General features: G+C 48.2%; 20 protein-coding genes. 2 read left to right on the top strand and 18 right to left on the bottom strand.

What is annotated here, in order from left to right; translation table 11 throughout:
- Positions 1-18 precede the first annotated feature (18 nt).
- From recN to dnaN, 4 genes are all read right to left on the bottom strand, one after another.
- A complete protein-coding gene (gene recN / locus ACESTD_RS04785) occupies positions 19-1,692 on the bottom strand; it encodes a DNA repair protein RecN (protein WP_329779391.1) in 1,674 nt (557 codons plus the stop codon).
- Between the two features lie 26 nt (positions 1,693-1,718).
- Positions 1,719-2,948, bottom strand: a complete 1,230-nt coding sequence (coaBC, locus tag ACESTD_RS04780) for a bifunctional phosphopantothenoylcysteine decarboxylase/phosphopantothenate--cysteine ligase CoaBC (RefSeq protein ID WP_005832361.1) — start codon at positions 2,946-2,948, stop codon at positions 1,719-1,721.
- Positions 2,949-3,719 carry a 3'-5' exonuclease gene (locus tag ACESTD_RS04775; protein WP_005831385.1) on the bottom strand — a complete coding sequence of 257 codons (771 nt, stop codon included), beginning with the start codon at positions 3,717-3,719 and terminating at the stop codon, positions 2,949-2,951.
- Between the two features lie 138 nt (positions 3,720-3,857).
- Positions 3,858-4,982: a DNA polymerase III subunit beta gene (gene dnaN / locus ACESTD_RS04770; RefSeq protein WP_005831387.1), complete on the bottom strand. Its 1,125-nt coding sequence runs from the start codon at positions 4,980-4,982 to the stop codon at positions 3,858-3,860.
- Between the two features lie 187 nt (positions 4,983-5,169).
- Between dnaN and ACESTD_RS04765 the strand changes: the two genes are divergently transcribed.
- Complete coding sequence (locus tag ACESTD_RS04765) at positions 5,170-5,538, top strand: DUF3127 domain-containing protein (protein WP_005831391.1); 369 nt, start codon at positions 5,170-5,172, stop codon at positions 5,536-5,538.
- A 167-nt stretch (positions 5,539-5,705) separates the two neighbouring features.
- Here ACESTD_RS04765 and ACESTD_RS04760 read toward each other — a convergent pair whose 3' ends face one another.
- From ACESTD_RS04760 to ACESTD_RS04740, 5 genes are all read right to left on the bottom strand, one after another.
- Entirely contained in the window at positions 5,706-7,340 is a 1,635-nt protein-coding gene (locus ACESTD_RS04760; RefSeq protein ID WP_005832363.1) for a DUF3352 domain-containing protein, read from the bottom strand.
- A 72-nt stretch (positions 7,341-7,412) separates the two neighbouring features.
- Complete coding sequence (locus tag ACESTD_RS04755; RefSeq protein ID WP_005832365.1) at positions 7,413-8,180, bottom strand: MBL fold metallo-hydrolase; 768 nt, start codon at positions 8,178-8,180, stop codon at positions 7,413-7,415.
- Between the two features lie 70 nt (positions 8,181-8,250).
- Positions 8,251-9,237: a UDP-N-acetylmuramate dehydrogenase gene (murB, locus tag ACESTD_RS04750; RefSeq protein WP_044467694.1), complete on the bottom strand. Its 987-nt coding sequence runs from the start codon at positions 9,235-9,237 to the stop codon at positions 8,251-8,253.
- A gap of 17 nt (positions 9,238-9,254) precedes the next feature.
- Positions 9,255-10,103 (bottom strand): DUF4348 domain-containing protein, encoded by an 849-nt coding sequence (locus tag ACESTD_RS04745; protein ID WP_005832369.1) that lies wholly within the window; start codon positions 10,101-10,103, stop codon positions 9,255-9,257.
- A gap of 20 nt (positions 10,104-10,123) precedes the next feature.
- Positions 10,124-11,080, bottom strand: coding sequence for an NAD-dependent epimerase/dehydratase family protein (locus tag ACESTD_RS04740; RefSeq protein WP_005831407.1), 957 nt, complete (start codon positions 11,078-11,080; stop codon positions 10,124-10,126).
- Positions 11,081-11,233: 153 nt separating this feature from the next.
- Between ACESTD_RS04740 and kbl the strand changes: the two genes are divergently transcribed.
- Positions 11,234-12,421, top strand: a complete 1,188-nt coding sequence (gene kbl, locus ACESTD_RS04735; RefSeq protein WP_057089478.1) for a glycine C-acetyltransferase — start codon at positions 11,234-11,236, stop codon at positions 12,419-12,421.
- Positions 12,422-12,568: 147 nt separating this feature from the next.
- On the opposite strand, the gene ACESTD_RS04730 is transcribed toward kbl, so the two are convergent.
- The 9 genes from ACESTD_RS04730 to purU form a co-directional block, all read right to left on the bottom strand.
- The gene (locus ACESTD_RS04730; protein ID WP_005831414.1) at positions 12,569-13,051 is read right to left on the bottom strand and encodes a ferritin; all 483 of its coding nucleotides are present in this window, start codon (positions 13,049-13,051) and stop codon (positions 12,569-12,571) included.
- A gap of 142 nt (positions 13,052-13,193) precedes the next feature.
- Positions 13,194-14,354 (bottom strand): diaminopimelate decarboxylase, encoded by a 1,161-nt coding sequence (gene lysA / locus ACESTD_RS04725; RefSeq protein WP_329779392.1) that lies wholly within the window; start codon positions 14,352-14,354, stop codon positions 13,194-13,196.
- Between the two features lie 153 nt (positions 14,355-14,507).
- Positions 14,508-15,827 carry an aspartate kinase gene (locus tag ACESTD_RS04720; protein ID WP_373158698.1) on the bottom strand — a complete coding sequence of 440 codons (1,320 nt, stop codon included), beginning with the start codon at positions 15,825-15,827 and terminating at the stop codon, positions 14,508-14,510.
- 123 nt (positions 15,828-15,950) lie between these two features.
- Positions 15,951-16,658, bottom strand: a complete 708-nt coding sequence (locus tag ACESTD_RS04715; RefSeq protein WP_005831420.1) for a cell division ATP-binding protein FtsE — start codon at positions 16,656-16,658, stop codon at positions 15,951-15,953.
- A 23-nt stretch (positions 16,659-16,681) separates the two neighbouring features.
- A complete protein-coding gene (gene hisIE / locus ACESTD_RS04710; RefSeq protein ID WP_009038209.1) occupies positions 16,682-17,287 on the bottom strand; it encodes a bifunctional phosphoribosyl-AMP cyclohydrolase/phosphoribosyl-ATP diphosphatase HisIE in 606 nt (201 codons plus the stop codon).
- A 121-nt stretch (positions 17,288-17,408) separates the two neighbouring features.
- Positions 17,409-18,164, bottom strand: a complete 756-nt coding sequence (gene hisF, locus ACESTD_RS04705; RefSeq protein WP_005831425.1) for an imidazole glycerol phosphate synthase subunit HisF — start codon at positions 18,162-18,164, stop codon at positions 17,409-17,411.
- A 49-nt stretch (positions 18,165-18,213) separates the two neighbouring features.
- Positions 18,214-18,936, bottom strand: coding sequence for a 1-(5-phosphoribosyl)-5-[(5-phosphoribosylamino)methylideneamino]imidazole-4-carboxamide isomerase (gene hisA / locus ACESTD_RS04700; protein WP_005831427.1), 723 nt, complete (start codon positions 18,934-18,936; stop codon positions 18,214-18,216).
- A 20-nt stretch (positions 18,937-18,956) separates the two neighbouring features.
- Complete coding sequence (gene hisH, locus ACESTD_RS04695; protein ID WP_008664882.1) at positions 18,957-19,547, bottom strand: imidazole glycerol phosphate synthase subunit HisH; 591 nt, start codon at positions 19,545-19,547, stop codon at positions 18,957-18,959.
- An 89-nt stretch (positions 19,548-19,636) separates the two neighbouring features.
- Positions 19,637-20,494, bottom strand: coding sequence for a formyltetrahydrofolate deformylase (gene purU / locus ACESTD_RS04690; RefSeq protein WP_005831431.1), 858 nt, complete (start codon positions 20,492-20,494; stop codon positions 19,637-19,639).
- Positions 20,495-20,712: the final 218 nt, after the last annotated feature.

The following is a 20,712-nucleotide window of genomic DNA, read 5'->3' as shown; positions in this document are numbered from 1 at the left end:
TATTTACTATTTGACGATTTACGATTTACTATTTGATACTTCCAGCAATGCTCTGGCATTGTTCAGTGCGGCTTCGGTCAGCTTAGCACCACTCAGCATATGGGCTATTTCTTCCACGCGTTCATCGTCGGTCAGACGACGGATGTGACTGTTTGTTTCCGTTTCGTTGTCCTGCTTGTACACCTTGTAATGGGCGCGTCCACGGGCAGCAATCTGGGGTAGATGGGTAATGCTGATTACCTGGCGGTCCTGCTCGCCCATCTCCTGCATGATATCCGCCATGCGGTCGGCTATCTCGCCGGAGACTCCGGTATCTATTTCGTCGAATACAATGGTAGGAAGCTTGACGGCACCGGCTATCATTGCTTTGATGGAGAGCATGACGCGGGCTATTTCACCACCCGAAGCTACGGAGGAGACGCTTTGCAATGCCCCGTTCTTATTCGCGGAAAACAAGAAGTTCACAGTATCCGCCCCGTGTATGCCCGGCTCTTTGCGGGCACCTATCTCTACCTGGAAACGGACATTGGGCATGCCCAACGGAACCAGCCGCGCAGCCATCTGCTTCTCCACTTCACGGGCAGCGGCAGTACGCGCCTTGGTGAGGACGGCAGCCTGCTTTTTCACCTTATTATATAAAGCGTCGCAACGCGCTTTCAGTTCCTCGATGTGCTCGTCGGACGAAGTGATGGCTGAGAGTTTGGCGGCGTATTCATCCGTCAGCGCCAGAAGTTCACCGACAGTGGAAACGCGGTGCTTCTGTTGGAGCGTATAAATCAAGTTCAGACGTTCGTTCACTTCATCCAGACGTTCGGGGTTGAACTCTATTTCATCCTCCTTACCCGACACTTCCTGCGAAATATCCTTCAACTCGATATAAGTGCTTTCCATGCGTTCGGCAAGTTCCCCGGCAACCGGATAAACCCTCTGCAGGCCGAGCATCGTATTCAGGCATTCCTTCAGCCCGGACAACAAGCCTCCTTCGTCCGAGTAGAGCGTCTGCCCTACCCGATAGAGTCCGGCCTTTATCTCTTCCGCATGGCTCAGCGTATCTGCCTCTTGCTCCAGCTCCTCCTGCTCACCGGCAGACAAGTGTGCCTCTTCCAACTGTTCCAGTTGGAAACGGATATAGTCTTCGTCCGACTTATCCTGATTGGCACGGGCAACAAGGGCCTCCAAATCCTGCTGTGCCTGCTTCCATGCTCCGAAGATATGCTGGTAAGCAGACAAGGCCTCTTCGTTATGCGACAAGATGTCCAGTACATTCAACTGAAACCCTTCCTTGTTCAGCAATAGGTTCTGATGCTGGGAATGCACGTCAATCAGCTGTTCTCCCAACTCCTTCATCTGAGCCAATGAAGCAGGCGTGTCATTGATGAATGCCCGGCTCTTGCCCGAAGCGGACACCTCGCGGCGCAGGAGGCATTCTTCCTCGTACTCCAACTCATTCTCCCCAAAGAAAGGCTGCATACCGTAAGCGGAAATATCAAAACGGGCCTCGATAATGCACTTCGAAGCTCCTACACGAATGGCTTTCACATCGGCACGCTGTCCCAGCAGCAGACCGATGGCACCCAGAATAATGGATTTTCCAGCACCGGTCTCACCCGTTATCACCGAGAAACCGCTGCTGAAGCTGATATCGAGCTTTTCAATAAGCGCATAATTCTGTATGTAAAGCGAACGCAACATAAGGATATTGACGATTTGACGATTTACTATTTACTATTTAAATCTTTCACCAGACGGTCTACGATGTCGGCAGCCACTTCGGCTTTGGACTTCAAGGGGTAGTCCGTCTTTCCCTGGTGGTCTATGATACTGATCTTATTGGTATCGCAACGAAAACCGGCTCCCTTGTCGTTCAGGGAGTTCAGCACGATGAAGTCCAGATTCTTGCGGTTGAGCTTGTCTTCCGCATTCATCTGCTCGTTATGAGTCTCAAGGGCAAAGCCTACGAGGAGGCGCCGTTGGTGCTCTGTATCGTTCTTCAGATTGCCTAAGAAAGCGGCTATGTCGCGAGTAGGTTTCAAGTTCAAACTCATCTCCCCGGTCTTTTCACGCTTGATTTTCTCATCCGCCACTTGTTCGGGGGTGTAGTCTGCCACGGCAGCCGTCAAGATGGCGGCATCGGCATGGACAAAGGCGGCGGATGCAGCCTCGAACATCTCCTGCGCCGACTCTACCGCATGGTACTGGTGCATCGGGAAGTAAGTGCCTTGCTGCACCGGACCGGCAATCAGTATCACCTTGGCCCCTCTGGCGGTACATTCATCTGCCAGGGCAAGTCCCATCTTGCCGGAAGAATAGTTGCCGATGAAGCGCACCGGGTCTATCTTCTCATAAGTAGGTCCTGCGGTTATCATCACTGTCTTGCCCACCAGGTCGCCATCTTTGGCAGCAAAGTACATTTCCAGGTGGCGGATGATATTCTCCGGCTCCTCCATACGGCCTTTCCCCACCAGATGGCTGGCGAGTTCTCCCGTAGCAGGTTCTATGATGTGGTTTCCATAAGAGCGGAGTGTATCCAGATTCTTTTGGGTGGAAGGATGGGCATACATGTCCAGGTCCATGGCAGGCGCCACAAACACCGGAGCTTTGGCGGAAAGATAGGTGGTAATCAGCATATTGTCTGCCACACCATTCGCCATCTTGCCGATGGTGGAAGCCGTAGCCGGGGCTATCAGCATGGCATCTGCCCACAGACCGAGGTCCACATGGCTGTTCCAGGTGCCATCGCGTTGGGCAAAGAACTCACTGATAACCGGTTTGCTGGTCAGGGCAGAGAGCGTGATAGGGGTAATAAATTCTTTTCCGGCAGGCGTAATGACCACCTGCACCTCTGCACCACGCTTAATCAGTCCGCGAATAATATAGCATGCTTTATAGGCGGCAATGCTGCCCGTAATGCCCAATACTATTTTCTTCCCTTTCAGTATATTTGCCATTTATTTCTGAGTCATTTCACGCAGACGTATCTTGGTCAGCGTGGCTTTGGTATTCAGGGTAAAATCACTGTTCAGAATCCAGCTGTAATAGCCGGGATCGCGCTTCAGGACATCGGATACCGACATGCCCTTGTACTTGCCGAAGTTGAATACTTCCACACCTTTGTCATCGTAGACCATACGACCGGCAAAGTCCACATTCTTGTTGAAGCTGGAATAGTCGGCAAGGAAAGCCACGTCATTCTGCAACTCCGGATAGCGGTCCAACTGCGACATCAGCACTTCGTAGGTGGCACGTGTATCAGCCTCTGCCGTATGGGCGTCTTCCAAATTCTTGCCGCAATAGAATTTATAGGCAGCAGACAGCGTGCGTTGCTCCATCTTGTGGAAAATGACCTGCACGTCCACAAACTTGCGGCGACTCATGTCAATGTCCACACCGGCACGAAGGAACTCTTCCGCCAGGACGGGGATATCAAAACGGTTGGAGTTGAAGCCCGCCAAGTCGCATCCTTCAATGTCATTGGCAATGTTGCGCGCCACTTCCTTGAATGTGGGGCAGTCGGCTATATCGGCATCGTAGATGCCATGAACGGCAGATGCTTCGGCAGGAATGGGCATTTCGGGGTTGATACGCATGGTTTTGGACTCCTCATTCCCGTTGGGATATACCTTGAGGTAACAGATTTCGACAATTCGGTCTGAGTTGATATTGGTACCCGTAGTCTCCAAATCAAAAAAGACTATCGGATTTTTCAGATTCAATTTCATTGTTTTTTCGTTTTATAAGCTCTGGCTATGAGCTATAAATTATAAGTTTAACTTACAAGCCACGAGCTACAAGTACCGTGCGGCATAATTGCGCAGCCACTTGTAGCTCGTAGCTCATAATCCGATTGCTAATATTCATCAGTCATTCAGCATCATCGGCATCAGCAGCATCAGCAAGTCTTCGTTCTCTTCCTGCTCTACCGGAATAATGACACCTGCACGTGAAGGATCTGCCAGTTCGATAACGATTTCATCGGCAGAAATGTTATTCAGAATGTCAATCAGGAAAGTGGACTTGAAACCGATGCTCATCGGATTGCCCGCATATTGGCAAACCAGTGTTTCTTCGGCCGATGTAGAGAAGTCGATGTCCTGTGCGGAGATGACAATCAGATTCTCCTGCATACGGAGCTTGATAAGGCTGCTTGCCTGCGAAGAGAAGATAGACACGCGGCGCAAAGCACCGAGCAGTTGCAGACGGTCTACCGTCACTTTATAAGGGTTGTTCTGCGGAATCACAGAGTTGTAGTTGGGATAGCGTCCTTCGATAAGACGGCACACCATGCGGTAGCTTTCCAATGTGAACACAGCGTTGCGTTCGTCGAACTCGATAGTCACCATGCCTTGCTCTTTCGGCAGCAGATTCTTCATCAGCGAAGCCGGCTTCTTGGGCAGGATAAAGGCGGCACGTTCGTTACCTTTGGCGGCCAGTGTCTTGCAGCGCACCAGCTTATGACCGTCTGATGCCACCATCGTGATGTCCTCCGTTGTGATATCGAAATAGATACCGTTCATCACGGGACGAAGCTCGTCATCAGCCGTAGCAAACACGGCACGGTTGATACCACCCAGCAACACTTGTGCATCCATTTCCACACGTACGGCATTGTCACCCAACATGGCAGACTGCGGGAACTCGTCCGCATTCTGCCCCATCAGGCTGTATTTACCGTTCTGATACTGTACCGTGATTTCAAGGGAATCCGTATTGATTTCAAAAGTCAACGGTTGTTCGGGAATTTCCTTCAAAGCGTCCAAAAGGGTTTTGGCTGTGACGGCAAAACGGCCGTCCATATCACTTTCATTCACTTCGACCGTAGTGACCATCGTCGTTTCACTGTCGGAAACAGTTGCAGACAAGGTTCCGTCTTGCAGTTCAAAGAGGAAACAATCCAAAATAGGCAACGCATTCTTCGAATTAATCACACGGCTGATAGCCTGCAAATGACTGGAGAGCGCAGTACTCGAAACGATAAATTTCATATCTTCTGTATATTTAAGTTTTTTATTTTGCTAACGTCTTAGAAACCGTTTTTATCTTTTTCAAACTGACGGACAAAGTTAAAAAAAGAATTCCCTACGACAAAGAAATAGCAAGAAAAAACAGCCGAATATTCGTCTCATATTCCTAAAAAATTGTAACTTCGCCGCATCATTTAAAAAGAAAACAATGGAATTTACAGGAAAAATCATCGCTATACTCCAGCCCAGAGGCGGAGTTTCCAAGTCAGGTAACGAATGGAAATCACAAGAATATGTGATTGAAGACCATGGCCAATATCCGCGCAAAATGTGTTTTGACGTATTTGGAGCGGACAAAATCGAACAGTTCAATATTCAGATGGGCGAAGAGCTGACAGTATCTTTTGATGTAGACGCACGCCAATGGCAAGACCGTTGGTTCAACAGTATTCGCGCATGGAAGGTAGAACGCGTAAGCACTGCCGCACCCGCTCCGGGCGCTCCCGTTCCGCCGCCGGCTCCCACTGCCGCACCGGAATTCCTCGCAGGGGATGCAAAGGATGACCTGCCGTTCTAAGAATATGTTATAATTCACCACAGATTGCACAGATTAACACAGCTAAAAATTCTTGATTATCAAAATTCTAGAATAAACTGTGTTAATCTGTGCAATCTGTGGTGAGTGTGTATTTTGACTTTCCTCGTGCTTATTTTCCCTCAGCACTCTACAGAATGACCGATTAATCACCCTTTATAAAGCAATACGATATTCGGATAAACCACCCCTTCTGTACAAGTGAATTGTACTGCAAGCATGAAATGACGGAAGAAGTTGGATTGACGGAAGAAGAAGTTCGGTATCAGACGCACATACGTTTCAGGCTGGCTCAGCATCATCTCCATATCCACCATCATCACAAAATTATATATGGGTGAAAGACTGCCTATACCCTCTTCGTACACCGGTGTTCCGTCTAACACATCTCCACTCTCCACCGCCTCAATATAGGCCGAAAGGCTCAGTGCATCGGGAGCCAGCAACAGACTACCCCGATAGAAACAGGCAAAGGTATAAAGGGCAGACTCCGTGATGCCCGTCAGTTGGGTGAGCAGCGTGTTACGGGGCAACACATATTTAGGGAACTTCCTTGCTTTGGGATACAACGAATTATTTGAAACCATTTTCGGCATAAGCGGAGCATCCTCTTCCTTGGGGGTACTGTAAAGCAGATACTGCAAGCGGCGTTCCGCTGCCAGTTCATCCTTGAGAGGGATACACATCACGGCGCAAGGCAGCTTGTCCAACGTGTCTTTAGACTGGAACAAGCAAGACATCACGCTCTCGCCCGCATGCTCATTCAAGTAAGCAATCCACTCTTCGTCACGCTGCTTGATATAGTCTGAATAGGTGGCCTTGGCATACTCCTGACTGGCAGTAAAGCCAAACCAGGAATTTCTATCAGACATTGCCCAGCGATCGTAAAAGAAAGTGGAAGACGGAAGCAGAGCCCCGGAAAATCCGTCCTCTACCGGCTGCTGCACCCGCAAGGCATTGATAAACGTCTGTGTGGAATCCGACCCATGGCTGATGCCGGAGCAATAAATGGCATCTTCATTGAACTTCATGTCAAACTCTGCCCAACTGCCCAGCTGCGTCTGCGAACGGATACCATCCGTAGGCTTCCCCATATCCACTCCTTTCATACGCACATAGACCGTGGCAGCCACGTTACTCTGCTTGCCCGCGTACATAGTGCGGAAAGAAGGGAGGTTCATCAGGGACTTTTTGCTGCGCCGCGCATCAATCACATGTTCTATCAAACGCTTCTGGAAACTTACAACCAGAAAATCGGGAGTGAAGTAGGCAGCCAGGAAACGACCGTCTGCCATGGGATAGATACGTATCTCCTCTCCCTTGTAATCGAAATACTTGGAAGGAAACGAACTGGAGCAGTACTTCTCCACAAAAGATTCCACCAACTCATAATCACCCGAACCCAAACTGCAATACAATACTTGGTTCATCGGTGTATCCGGCTCGTGAAAGCTAATCAGCATCTTGTTCATCTGTTTACTCAGTCCATGCGGAGTATCCTCCACCAAAGTATACAAATACTTCTTCAAGTAAACAAAAAGCTCCGATACGTATAGAAAATGGTTGTCTTTGCTGCAATTCAGTTCATTGATATCCTCCACGAGGTCTGCCATACGGTCGGTTTCGAGTATGGCTGTGGCATCTTGCGGCACCAAAGTATAAAGATTGAAATCCTGCCGGTTCTCCACCGAATTCAACCGCAGGAAAGAATACACACCAAAACCGGTACATAGCAGCACTATGGACACAACGACAGCTATCTGTATGAGGAGTCGGAGTTTCATGGCATTTATTCATCAACTTTTGGCAAAAATAGCATTTTCTACTAATAAAACAAAACAAATGTTTCAAAAAGTTTAGAAATCTATTTCAAGTCCATCGTAGGCAAAGTGTACATGGGGTGGCAGCTGCTTTTCGATATCGGCATGAAGCCCTGCATGATGGCTCATATGGATGAAATAGGTCTCTTTGGCACCAATACGTCCGGCAGCCTCCAACGCCTCCGAAATACTCTGGTGCGTAGGATGCGGCTTTGGCCGTAAAGCATTCATTACCAAAACGTCCAAGCCCTTCAATTGTTCATAAGATTCCTCAGGCATCATGTGCATATCCGTGATATATCCCAGCCGGCCGCCAATGCGGTAGCCCAGGATGGGAAGCCTGCCGTGCATCACCCGTAAAGGCAGCACTTCCGTCCGGTTGATGTGGAACACCTGCCCCGCCTCCACTTCCTGCAGATAGATACGCGGAACTCCCGGATATACCTTATCGACAAAGCAGTAAGGCATCCTTGCCCGCAGATGGGCAGCAGTGTAGGCATCGGAATAGATAGGGATATCGGCAAAACGACCGAACGGGCGCAAATCATCCAGACCACCCACATGGTCATAGTGTTCGTGTGTCACCAGTACGCCGTCTATCTTCTCAAAAGAAGAAGCACGCAGCATCTGTTCCCTGAAGTCAGGACCACAATCTATCAATATCACCGCATCATCCGTATGCAGCAGGGATGACGCACGCAAGCGGTTGTCCCGCGGGTCAGTGGAAGTGCAGACCGGACAAGTACAGCCTATCTCAGGCACACCGGTCGAAGTTCCACTTCCTAATATTCTGAGTTTTCCCATTGACTAAATCAAATAAATTTCTAAAATCAGGTTATATACAACAATGTTTGGGTGTGTCAAAACTCTCTTACTATTTTATCAAACAAACTTCCGGGTGAATATCAATGCCGAATTTCTCGCGGACAGAAGCCCGCACGGCATCCGAAAGAGCGACAATATCCGCTCCCGTGGCACCACCCGAGTTCACCAGCACCAACGCCTGCCGGCCGTGCACCGCAGCAGGCCCCAGCGCCTTGCCTTTCCAGCCACACCGGTCTATCATCCAGGCAGCCGGTATCTTTACCCGACCGGCATCCACATCATAGTGGGGCATGTCCGGATATTCCCGTTGCAAAGACTCGAACTGCCGACGCGGCACGATGGGGTTCATAAAAAAACTACCCGCATTGCCCAGCACCTTCGGGTCGGGCAACTTGCTTTGACGGATGTCTATAATCACGCGGCGCAAAATTTCCAGATTCAGCACCGGATATTTCTCCAGCTCCTGCCGGATAGTACCGTAATCCAATGTATAATGTTCCCGTTTACTCAAGCAGAAGTTCACGTAAGTCACAAACACGGCCTTCATCTCCGGTTGCTTAAACAAGCTCTTTCTGTAGGAGTAGCCGCATTCATCCACCCCGTAGATACGCTTCTCCCTTGCCATATTTATGGTTTCCACGGATGTTATCAGGTCCTTTACTTCCACACCATAAGCACCGATATTCTGTACTGCACTTGCCCCGACCTCACCCGGTATCAGCGAAAGGTTCTCGGCACCATACCAATGTCGTTTCACACACCAAGCCACAAAATCGTCCCATACCACACCAGCACCCACACGCACCCACACGTGCTCCTCATCCTCTGACGTCACCTCCAGGCCACCGATACGTGAATGCAGCACCGTGCCTTCATAATCCTTGATAAAGAGCAGGTTGCTCCCTCCACCGATATGCAGCCAGGGCGCAACGACCTGTCCTGCCGCAATCAGCTCCCGCAGTTCATCCTCCGAACCGTATTCCAGAAATCTTGCAGCAGTAACGTCAATTCCAAATGTATTGGGTATCTTCCTCAAACCTTTCCTCCTTTATTTTAAATGCTCGTGTCTTCATATTTGTACAGCTCCCATCCCTTACTGCGTTTGCGGAAATAGAAGATATTGGAGTATCCGTTGCCTATGCCATTTACCTTCAGTATTTTGGTGTCCGACAAGTCCTCATTCTTCTGTCCGTAATTGATATTAGACAGTCTGTCGGCAGGCATTACCGGACGGAAGGCATACCACTGGTCCACATCCAAAGTGGTTTCCAGGATAGAGAACTCGTCGTCAGGGTCTATGGTGATGAATTGTAGCGGATGGCTGATATGCTTGCTCTGATAGACACTGTCCGTCACAAAACGGGTATAGAATTCCACGAAGTCCTCATTTTCGCCTTTCTCCATCTCGCGCAGGTTGATGGCTTCGAGCATCCACATTCCCCGCTTCTTCTCAAAATAATAACGCTTCATCATACGCGTTTTCAAGAAAATCCACTCCACTTGTACCGATGTCAGCGTAGTATCGCCCACCATGTCCATATCCTCTTCCTTATCAAAAAGCAAGGTGTAATAGTTCTGCTTGGTAAACAGATAATCGTGCTTCCAGAAGTCCGCCTCTATCTTCAGCGGAGTGTCACGGTCATAATAGGGCAAAGGAAATACCGTCCTCTGCCTTTGCAGAGCATCATCCGAAGCATAATTGAAGATAAAATCATCAAACAGCTCGTCTGCCTCCATCGGCTTCGGTTCTTCCTTCACTTCTGCTTCCAGCAGCGTATCGGCCTTGTGACCGGCCGAATCCACCATTTCCGTAATGGTAGCAAAGGGATCCATTTTCGCCTTTTTGTTTCCACACGAAATCAAAAAGGCGAACAACAAAAATCCCAATAAAAGTTTTTTCATTCTTTACGGACCGCTTACGGTCACTTGTTTAATTTAGCCCTTAATTTCTCAAGCATGTCTACGGTCATGGACTCCAGGTCGTACTGCGGCATCCAGTCCCATTCCTCGCGTGCACAAGAGTCATCCAGAGAGTCGGGCCAGCTGTCGGCAATGGCCTGCTTCAGCGGATCAATCTCGTATGCCATCTCAAAATCAGGCATATGCTTCTTAATTTCCTGATAAATCTGTTCCGGGTCAAAACTCATGGAGGCGATATTGAAGGCGTTGCGGTGCTTCAGCCTTGCCGGTGCCGCTTCCATCAGCGAGATGGCCGCGTTCAGTGCGTCGGGCATATACATCATATCCATATACGTGCCGGCCTTCACCGGACATACGAATTTTTCTCCCTTCACGGCAGAGTAGAAAATATCCACCGCATAGTCCGTAGTGCCGCCACCCGGAGGGGTCACGTTCGAAATGATTCCCGGAAAACGTACCGAGCGTGTATCCACACCATATTTTGTATAGTAATAGTCACTCAACAATTCAGTCGTCACTTTTGTCACGCCATACATGGTACGCGGACGCTGGATAGTGTCCTGCGGTGTCTTTACATGAGGCGTGGCTTCGCCGAACGAGCCGATGGAACTCGGGGTAAACACGGCACAATTGTACTCGCGCGCCACTTCCAGCACATTCCACAACCCGTCGATACCGATTTTCCAAGCCATGGCCGGACGGCTTTCGGCAACTACCGAGAGCAAGGCGGCCAGATTGTAGATAGTATCAATCTTGAACTGACGCGCCACCACCTCGATGGACTGACGGTCTGTCACGTCGGCAATGGCCGAAGGGCCGGATGCTTTCAATTCTCCCTTGGGCATAGCACTCGGAATGTATCCTGCCACAACATGGTCATCACCATAACGTTTGCGCAACTCCAGCGTGAGTTCCGACCCAATCTGTCCGGTAGCTCCAATTACCAAAATATTCTTCATACGAGTTATTTATAAGGTTTCGTTATTATATATGGTGCAAATATACACACTTTTTTTTCATATTTCTGCCATATTGATATTGTTTATTCCAAGAAAAATGATGTTCTTTGTGGGAAATGTAATGACAACGTATTACCTAAAAAATAAAATGCTATGTACGGTAAAATGAAAGACCATCTCAGCAAGACACTTGCTGAAATAAAAGAAGCCGGACTCTACAAGGAAGAGCGACTGATTGAGAGTGCACAACAAGCTGCCATCAGCGTAAAAGGCAAAGAGGTGCTGAACTTCTGTGCCAACAATTACCTGGGACTGTCCAACCACCCGCGGCTGATTGCCGCCGCCCAGCAGATTATGGAACGCCGCGGATACGGCATGTCGTCCGTACGCTTCATCTGCGGAACGCAGGACATCCACAAGGAGCTGGAAGCAGCCATCTCCGACTACTTCAAGACTGAAGACACCATTCTCTACGCCGCTTGTTTCGACGCCAATGGCGGTGTGTTCGAGCCCCTCTTCACCGAGGAAGACGCCATCATCTCGGACTCCCTAAACCATGCTTCCATCATTGACGGCGTACGCCTCTGCAAAGCCAAACGCTATCGCTACGCCAATGCCGACATGGCCGACCTGGAAAGATGCCTGCAGGAAGCCCAGGCACAGCGTTTCCGTATCGTAGTTACGGACGGGGTATTCTCCATGGACGGCAACGTTGCCCCGATGGACTGCATTTGCGACCTTGCCGAGAAATACGACGCGCTGGTCATGGTGGACGAATCACACTCCGCCGGCGTGGTAGGCCCTACGGGACACGGCGTAAGCGAACAATACGGCACCTACGGACGCGTAGACATCTATACCGGAACTTTGGGCAAAGCCTTTGGCGGCGCTTTGGGAGGATTCACTACCGGACGCAAGGAAATCATCGACCTGCTACGCCAACGCAGCCGTCCGTACCTCTTCTCCAACTCATTGGCTCCGGGCATCATCGGCGCCAGCCTCGAGGTATTCAAGATGCTCAAAGAGAGCAATGCCCTGCATGACAAACTGCTGGAAAACGTGAACTACTTCCGCGACAAGATGACCGCCGCCGGTTTCGACATCAAGCCGACACAAAGCGCCATCTGCGCCGTCATGCTGTATGATGCCAAACTCTCCCAGATTTATGCCACCCGCATGCAGGAAGAAGGCATCTACGTCACCGGCTTCTACTACCCCGTAGTGCCCAAAGACCAGGCACGCATCCGCGTACAAATCTCTGCCGGACACGAAAAGGAGCATCTGGACAAATGTATCGCTGCATTTATTAAGGTGGGGAAAGAGCTGGGAGTGCTGAAATGAGTGATGAGTTATGAGTTATAAGTTATTTGCTTGTGCTTTCCCTTGCGGATATAAGCCCTTCATCAACAAATAACTCACAACTTATAACTCATAACTAAAAAAAATCCCGCGACTAAAATTAGCCGCGGGATTTTTTTAGTTTCTCTCTTATCTGCGTTCTCCCAGTTTTGAGTCAACGAAGAAGATTCCGGCATCACCGGCTTTCTTTATCATATCTACAATGCCGTCGGCAGTAGCTTCTTCTTCTACCTGCTCGCGCACGAATCCCCAAAGGAAGTCTTGTGTAGCCTTATCTTTTTCGGCAGAGGCAACATCTACCAATTCATCAATCATTTTGGAAACACGGCGTTCGTGCTGGGCTACCTGCTCGAACACTTCCAGTGGAGTACCGAAGTCATTGGGAACAACATCAATCTTGTCCAGTTTGGCCTTACCGCCACGCTTGATGATATAAGAAGCCATTTCACAAGCATGAGCTTTTTCTTCAGAAGCCTGCTTCTTCAACCAGGAAGCCATGCCGTTATAACCTTCTTTCTCCATATAGAAAGACATTGCCAGATAAAGGTTGGAAGACCACATCTCAGCCGTAATCTGCTCATTAATTGCATTCTGTAATTTTTCTGTAATCATAATCGTATTTATTTAAATTGAAATCATTACAAAAGTAACAAGAAACCTTAAAAGTTGTTCACGCAATAACATTTTTTATATAAAAACAGAAGCCTTGGTATAATAAATGCTTCGCCATTCATGCAACGCATCTCCAGCCTCTCTATACCAGCTCGTCCGACGTATATCCTTGAGGCAGCTCACGGCAGTTATAGCCCGAAGCCATAATTTCGCCATAAGCCCCTGCCGAACGGAGGGCGATAAGGTCGCCACGCTTCACCCCATTCAAATCAATAGCCTTACCGAATACATCAGAAGACTCACAGATGGGCCCTACGACATCATAAGCCTGAACCGGCGCATCCGAAGTGATATTCTCTATCTTATGGAACGCTTGGTAGAGTGCCGGACGAATCAAATCCGTCATGCCGGCATCCAGAATGGCAAACTGCTTGTTGGTGCCCTGCTTCACATAAAGCACCTGCGAAATCAATGAACCGCATTGTCCCACTACCGCACGTCCCAGCTCGAAGTGGAGCGTCTGGTGGGGACGGAGTTTCAGATGGCTGTTGTAAGTCTCGAGGTAGCTTTTGAAGTCGGGTATCGGCTGACGGTTGGGGTGACCGTAGTCAATGCCGAGTCCGCCCCCCACATTGACGTGCTCGATGCGGATATGGCGAGCTTCCAGCTTATCCTGCAATTCGTTGACGCGGTTACACAAAGCCACGAAATCGCCCATATCCAATATTTGGGAACCGATGTGGAAATGCAGTCCGATGAATCTCAGGTTCTTCATATTCTGCGCAATGTCTATCACATGGTCCATATCCTGCATGCTAATACCAAACTTGTTTTCGGCCAGCCCAGTGGTAATATTGGCATGGGTATGGGCACCTACATTGGGATTGATACGGAAAGCCACATTGGCCACCTTATCTTTAGCGGCAGCCAGCTCGTTGATAATCTCCAGCTCGGGGACAGACTCCACATTAAAGCAGAAAATGTCATAATCCAGCCCCAGATTGATTTCCCAATCAGCCTTGCCCACCCCTGCAAAAACAATCTTGCCAGTGGGAAAACCTGCCTTGATGGCTGCACGGATTTCACCGCCACTTACACAGTCGGCACCCAAGCCGTTCTCGCGGATAATGGCAAGCACCTTGGGATTGGCATTGGCCTTCACAGCATAATGCACCGAATAGTTGCCATATCGGGCAGCTTCCGTACGGATGCACGAAAGTGTGTCGCGCAAGACCTTTGTGTCGTAGTAATAGAAGGGAGTACGCAATTCGCGGAATTTATGGATAGGGAATGTTCCTTTCATATAATAATCGTAATCTTTGTTTAGTTTAAAAAAAGGAAGATGAAAGAGGTGTCTACAAATAATTTTTCAGACGCAGATGACGCAGATTACACAAATAGGAAGCAAAAAGAATCTGCGTCATCTGTGTAATCTGCGTCTGAAAAATATCAAGAGTTATTCCTCATTGAACAGCGCATCACTGAGTGACTGCAACGCTGCCTTCTTGTCGCACTCGCGGATGAGGAAAGAAATATTATAGTTGCTACCACCGAAAGAAATCATACGTACCGGTATGTCGCGCATGGCATCCAATGCCTTGGCTTCGAAACCGACGTTTTCCCATTCGAGGTCGCCCACCACGCAGATGATGCACATGTCCTTGTCCACCGTCACTGTGCCATACTTCTTCAAGTCATCCAGAATTTCATTGAGATGCTTCACATTATCGATAGATACGGACACACCCACTTCTGAAGTACAAATCATATCGATGGAAGTCTGGTAGCTCTCGAATATCTCGAAAACCTTACGCAAGAATCCGTGAGCAAGCAACATGCGGCTGGATTTTATCTTGATGGCCGTAATGTTGTCCTTGGCAGCCACCGCCTTAATCTTACCCTTCTCCGTATCATTGGAAATCAGCGTACCCGGAGCAGTGGGGTCCATCGTATTGAGCAGACGGACGGGGATATTGGCATACTTGGCAGGCTGGATGCAGGTAGGGTGCAGAATCTTGGCACCGAAGTATGCCAGCTCGGCGGCCTCTTCGAAATGCAGATGACGCACCGGCGCAGTCTTGTCCACAATACGGGGGTCGTTGTTGTGCATGCCGTCGATATCCGTCCAAATCTGGATTTCGGAAGCGTTGATGGCAGCACCAATCAGCGAAGCCGTATAGTCGCTTCCGCCACGCTGCAGATTGTCTATCTCGCCGTAGGCGTTGCGGCAGATGTACCCCTGAGTGATATAAATCTCAGCATCCGGATACAGTTCCAGCTGAACCTGGAGCTTGTCCTTGATATAGACCGGATCGGGCTCGGCATTCTTGTCCGTACGCATGTATTCTAAAGCCGGAAGCAACACAGACTTCACGCCGCATTCCTGCAGATAGTAGTTCATCATGGCGGTGGAAATCAACTCGCCCTGAGCCAACACCACTTTCTCCTCAAACAGAGTGAAGAGGTCTTTGGTATAAGAACGGATATAGTCAAAATGTGATTTGATGAGTTCCAGGCCTTTCTGTTTATACTCCGGAGTAGCAAAGAGTTCATCAATGTGCTGGCGATATTTACTTTCCAGCTTGTTGATAATCTCGTTGGCACCTTCCGGATTCTTCTTGTACAGATAGTCCGAAATCTCAACCAATGTGTTTGTGGTACCCGACATGGCAGAGAGAACCACAATCTTACGTTCACCATCGGTAATCAATTTGGCCACTTCCTTCATTCGCTGAGCCGAACCTACTGAAGTACCTCCAAACTTTAAAACTTTCATTTTCGTTCCTGTATTAATTAGTTTATAGTTACAAGCTACGAGCTACAAGTAGGCAGCTGCGGAGCTTTATCGTTAATTTCTGTTCTTTATAAGAATCAGTAGTTAGAGATAACTACTTAACTACTAATCATTGGTTATTGCAGGGGCGTATTCTGCTGTAACATCAGTCATCAGATGGTCTGCGCACCGGTACACCTTGCCGGGAAACTCTCGCAGCAGCTGCAGGTTGTGCGTGGTCATCACCACCAGTGCGCCGGCTTCACTGATGCCGTGCAGAAGTTCTGCAATGGCATGTCCGGTTTCCGAATCCAGGTTTCCGGTAGGCTCATCCGCAAGGATTATCTCCGGAGAGTTGAGCACTGCACGCGCAATCACAATGCGCTGTTGCTCACCACCCGACAGTTCATTAGGCAACTTATATCCTTTGTTGCTCATCCCCACCAGGTTCAACACCTCTTCTATTTTGTCCTTAATCTCCCCTTTGCTCTTCCAACCGGTAGCACGGAGAACAAATTCAAGGTTATCGTACACCGTACGGTCTGTCAGCAACTGGAAGTCCTGGAATACGATTCCCAGCTTACGGCGCAACTGCGGGATGTGCTTACGCTTAATATGGAGCATGTCATACCCCAATACTTCAGCCTCGCCCGATGCAATATCCAGTTCGCCATAGAAAGTCTTGAGCAGGCTCGTCTTGCCGGAGCCCACTTTACCTACCAGGTACACGAACTCCCCTTTGTGAAGTTCCAAATTCACATCGTTCAGTACGCACAACTCCTGCTGGTGTATCTCTACGTCCGTATATCTTATCAGCGCCTCGCCCACCCCCATTTTAATTATTAATTTTTAATTACTTAATGTTTCTTCCACGTCGCACTGTGACGTTCCTCCAATTCACGCGCAAGGTCTTCAATGCGGTATCCTTTGGATGTGAGCAGCACGATGAGGTGATACAACAAATCAGCTCCTTCATAAATCAGGCGTTCGTCCGTACCGTTGCAAGCCTCAATGACGGTTTCCACAGCCTCTTCGCCTACCTTCTGTGCCATTTTGTTGATACCGGACTGGAAAAGACTGGTCGTATAGGAACCTTCGGGCATTTCATCATAACGCTTACAGATGAAATCCTGAAGAAGCTTTAGAAACATAACCGGCTGTTCGTTCTTCTCACCCCAGCAAGTATCTGTACCGGTATGGCAAACCGGGCCTACGGGATGTACCTGCACCAGTAACGTATCCCGGTCACAGTCTTCCTTCATGGAAACCACATTCAGGAAGTTGCCACTCTCCTCGCCTTTCGTCCAAAGACGGTTCTTGGTACGGCTGAAGAAAGTCACCTTTCCAGTTTCCACCGTCTTGTCATAAGCCTCCTTGTTCATGAAGCCAAGCATCAGCACCTTAGCGGTATCTGCATCTTGTATAATCGCCGGAACGAGTCCGTTCATCTTGTCAAAATCCATTCTATTTACGATTTAGCTATTTACTATTTACGATTGATATTACTTTAAGTGACTGGAGACTTATGATTTGCTTGAGTAATCCCAATCGTAAATCGTAAATCGTCCAATCGTAAACTCACCTTCATCTTCTCATCGCAATTCCTTGGGCACAAAGATACGATTTTAATTCGGGAATTTTGATTTCTCCGAAATGAAAAACACTGGCTGCCAGGGCAGCATCTGCTTTTCCCTGCAAAAAGACGTCACGAAAATGTTCTTTGGCACCTGCCCCTCCCGATGCAATGATGGGGATGGACAATCCGTCGGCAAGGCTGGAAAGCGCTTCATTGGCATAACCGGTCTTGACACCGTCGTGATTCATGCTGGTGAACAATATCTCGCCCGCACCACGTTCCTGGGCTTCTTTTGTCCACGCAAACAGTTCCTTATCCGTTTCCACACGACCACCGTTCAAGTAGCATCGCCATCCCTTCTCTGTCTGTTTGGCATCAACTGCCAGTACACAAACCTGAGAACCGAAGTTCTTCGCAATCTCGTCTATCAATCCGGGACGGCGGATAGCTGAGGAATTGATGGAGATTTTATCGGCACCTGCATTCAGTAGCCTATCCACGTCACCCAGTTCATGAATGCCTCCACCTACAGTAAAAGGAATGCTGATATTCGCAGCTATGCGTTTCACCAATTCAGTGAAAGTCTTACGGCCTTCAAAACTGGCTGTGATGTCGAGAAAAACCAGTTCGTCGGCACCCTGCTCACTATAAGCACGCGCCAGTTCTACCGGGTCGCCGGCCTGGCGGAGGTTCACGAAATTGGTACCTTTCACTGTCTGCCCATCTTTAATGTCGAGGCAAGAAATGATTCTTTTTGCTAACACGGCGGTTTGAGTTATAAGTTATGAGTTATAAGTGATTAATTTTCACCTTTCAACTAACAAAGTTTTCCAGTTCTTTGAAGGTGATGCGGCCTTCGTACAGAGCCTTACCGAAAATAACGGCAGGTATGCCGACAACTTCCAAATGGCGTATATCATCGGCACAGCTTACGCCTCCACTTGCTATCAGATAGAGTTCAGGATGGTGCTCCAGTATCTCCTTATACAACGCTATCGATGGTCCTTGCAGCATTCCGTCACAACTGATATCAGTACAGATAACCTTACGGACCCCCTTCTCTACATAGTCTTTCAAGAACGGAAACAGTTCGCAGCCACTCTCATCCTTCCAACCATTGACGGCTATTTTATGCTCTTTCACATCAGCGCCAAGAATAATTTTCTCGGAACCATACATTTGAAGCCATTTGCAGAACAATTCGGGATTCTTCACAGCAATGCTGCCACCGGTCACCATCTGCGCACCGTTCTCAAAAGCTATCACCAAATCTTCATCACTCTTCACCCCACCTCCAAAATCAATAATAAGAGACGTACGCACAGCTATCTGTTCCAACGTACGGTAGTTTACCACATGATGGGAAGCCGCACCGTCCAAATCGACCACATGAAGTCTGCGGATACCATGAGCCTCCAGCTCCAGGGCCACTTCCACGGGATTTTCGTTGTACACCTTCTTGCTGTCATAATCGCCTTGGGAAAGGCGTACACATTTTCCGTCAATAATGTCAATAGCGGGAATCAGTTCTATCATTTTATTTACGATTTGACGATTTACAGTTCCAGGAAATTCCGCAAAATACGCTCTCCCACACTTCCACTCTTTTCCGGATGGAACTGTGTGGCGTAGTAATTGCCTTTATGCAAAGCGGCACTGAACGGATGAATGTAATCCGTCACGGCTGCCGTACAATCATTGACTGGCACATAGAAACTATGTACGAAATAAACAAACTCTTCTTTAGTAAAGCCTTTAAAAAGTCCGCTATTCGTCCGGGCAATGGTATTCCATCCCATATGAGGTACTTTATCCTCGTGCCTCTGCGAAATGAAACGTTTCACATCAGTATCAAAAATACCCAGGCAATCCACATCCCCCTCTTCAGAGTGGCGGCACATCAACTGCATGCCCAGGCAAATGCCCAATACCGGCTGGCGTAACTCCTTTATCAGCCTATCCATACCACCGGCACGCAAAAAGTCCATAGTGGTTTCCGCCTCTCCCACACCGGGAAAGATAACCTTATCGGCAGCACGTAGCACAGCCTCATCTGCCGTAATCACTGCCTCTACTCCCAGACGCTTCAAAGCATAATCCACCGAACGGATATTGCCTGCATTATATTTGACAACTGCAACTTTCATTTTTTTAATTGAGAATTGACCATTGAAAGGTAATAATTGAAAGGTAATGACAAGTTCCCCACCATCAACTATCAATTATCAACTATCAACTAATTAAATATTACCGTTTTGTTCTTATATGCCAACACCTTGCGTTCAATATGCTTCTGAACAGCACGAGAAAGCACAATCTTTTCCAAGTCCTTACCCTTGTTCACCAAATCCTGCACAGTGTCCTTGTGTGTAATACGCACCACATCCTGCTCTATGATGGGACCGGCATCCAACTCTGTGGTAACATAGTGGCTGGTAGCTCCAATAATCTTCACTCCACGTTCAAACGCAGCATGATAGGGCTTCGCTCCCACAAATGCCGGAAGGAAAGAGTGATGAATGTTGATTATCCTATTGGGATAAGCGTTTATCATTTGCTCGGAAATGACCTGCATGTAGCGCGCCAGCACTATGAAAGTTATCTTATGCTTTGCCAGTAACTCCATTTCCTTCTTCTCTTGTTCCTCCTTTGTCTCTTTGGTAATGGGGAAAAGATGGAAAGGAATACCGAAACGCTCGGCCACGTGCTGCAAATCGGGATGATTGCTTATAATAAGAGGTATCTCCACATTCCACTCACCAGCGGTGTAACGCGCCAACAAGTCGAACAAGCAATGGGACATCTTTGAAACAAAGATAGCCATACGCGGTTTTGTATCGGAGAAATAGAGACGGAAATTCATCTCATATTTCTGTGCATACAAAGTGGCAAAATAATCCTCAATCTTTTCCTGAGGCACCAGAAAATCTTTCAATTCCCATTCAATACGCATAAAAAAGATATTCTCTACATGGTCTACATACTGATCCAGATAGATAATATTACCTTTATTCACCGTTATAAAGTCTGTTACTTCTGCCAATATGCCTGGTTTGTCAGGGCAGTGCAGCAACAGTTTGGCTGTTTTCATCATCCTAAAATGTTTTTTATCATTTTTCAAATTACAACATTCTCGTTTTGAGTCCGCAAAAATAACGATTTATTGCAAAACAACGAACTTTTCGAGCAAGAAGTTTAAAACAAGCTCCGAAATGTTTCGTTTTCTCCAGGAAAGGTTTTCATATCAAGAATAAAACAGTGCATAAACGTATTTCTAAACAGTTGTTAAATTAACTTTTCTCTTATTTTTCC

The sequence above is a fragment of the Bacteroides sp. AR20 genome (assembly GCF_964250605.1).
Lineage (GTDB): Bacteria > Bacteroidota > Bacteroidia > Bacteroidales > Bacteroidaceae > Bacteroides > Bacteroides uniformis.
This window is presented reverse-complemented; position numbering and strand designations above follow the sequence as displayed.

Coding starts and splice junctions, on each gene's coding strand:
- recN (WP_329779391.1), bottom strand. CDS start 1,692: ATGTTGCGTTCGCTTTACATACAGAATTATGCGCTTATTGAAAAGCTC.
- coaBC (WP_005832361.1), bottom strand. CDS start 2,948: ATGGCAAATATACTGAAAGGGAAGAAAATAGTATTGGGCATTACGGGC.
- ACESTD_RS04775 (WP_005831385.1), bottom strand. CDS start 3,719: ATGAAATTGAATCTGAAAAATCCGATAGTCTTTTTTGATTTGGAGACT.
- dnaN (WP_005831387.1), bottom strand. CDS start 4,982: ATGAAATTTATCGTTTCGAGTACTGCGCTCTCCAGTCATTTGCAGGCT.
- ACESTD_RS04765 (WP_005831391.1), top strand. CDS start 5,170: ATGGAATTTACAGGAAAAATCATCGCTATACTCCAGCCCAGAGGCGGA.
- ACESTD_RS04760 (WP_005832363.1), bottom strand. CDS start 7,340: ATGAAACTCCGACTCCTCATACAGATAGCTGTCGTTGTGTCCATAGTG.
- ACESTD_RS04755 (WP_005832365.1), bottom strand. CDS start 8,180: ATGGGAAAACTCAGAATATTAGGAAGTGGAACTTCGACCGGTGTGCCT.
- ACESTD_RS04745 (WP_005832369.1), bottom strand. CDS start 10,103: ATGAAAAAACTTTTATTGGGATTTTTGTTGTTCGCCTTTTTGATTTCG.
- ACESTD_RS04740 (WP_005831407.1), bottom strand. CDS start 11,080: ATGAAGAATATTTTGGTAATTGGAGCTACCGGACAGATTGGGTCGGAA.
- kbl (WP_057089478.1), top strand. CDS start 11,234: ATGTACGGTAAAATGAAAGACCATCTCAGCAAGACACTTGCTGAAATA.
- ACESTD_RS04730 (WP_005831414.1), bottom strand. CDS start 13,051: ATGATTACAGAAAAATTACAGAATGCAATTAATGAGCAGATTACGGCT.
- lysA (WP_329779392.1), bottom strand. CDS start 14,354: ATGAAAGGAACATTCCCTATCCATAAATTCCGCGAATTGCGTACTCCC.
- ACESTD_RS04720 (WP_373158698.1), bottom strand. CDS start 15,827: ATGAAAGTTTTAAAGTTTGGAGGTACTTCAGTAGGTTCGGCTCAGCGA.
- ACESTD_RS04715 (WP_005831420.1), bottom strand. CDS start 16,658: ATGGGGGTGGGCGAGGCGCTGATAAGATATACGGACGTAGAGATACAC.
- hisIE (WP_009038209.1), bottom strand. CDS start 17,287: ATGGATTTTGACAAGATGAACGGACTCGTTCCGGCGATTATACAAGAT.
- hisA (WP_005831427.1), bottom strand. CDS start 18,936: ATGATAGAACTGATTCCCGCTATTGACATTATTGACGGAAAATGTGTA.
- hisH (WP_008664882.1), bottom strand. CDS start 19,547: ATGAAAGTTGCAGTTGTCAAATATAATGCAGGCAATATCCGTTCGGTG.
- purU (WP_005831431.1), bottom strand. CDS start 20,494: ATGATGAAAACAGCCAAACTGTTGCTGCACTGCCCTGACAAACCAGGC.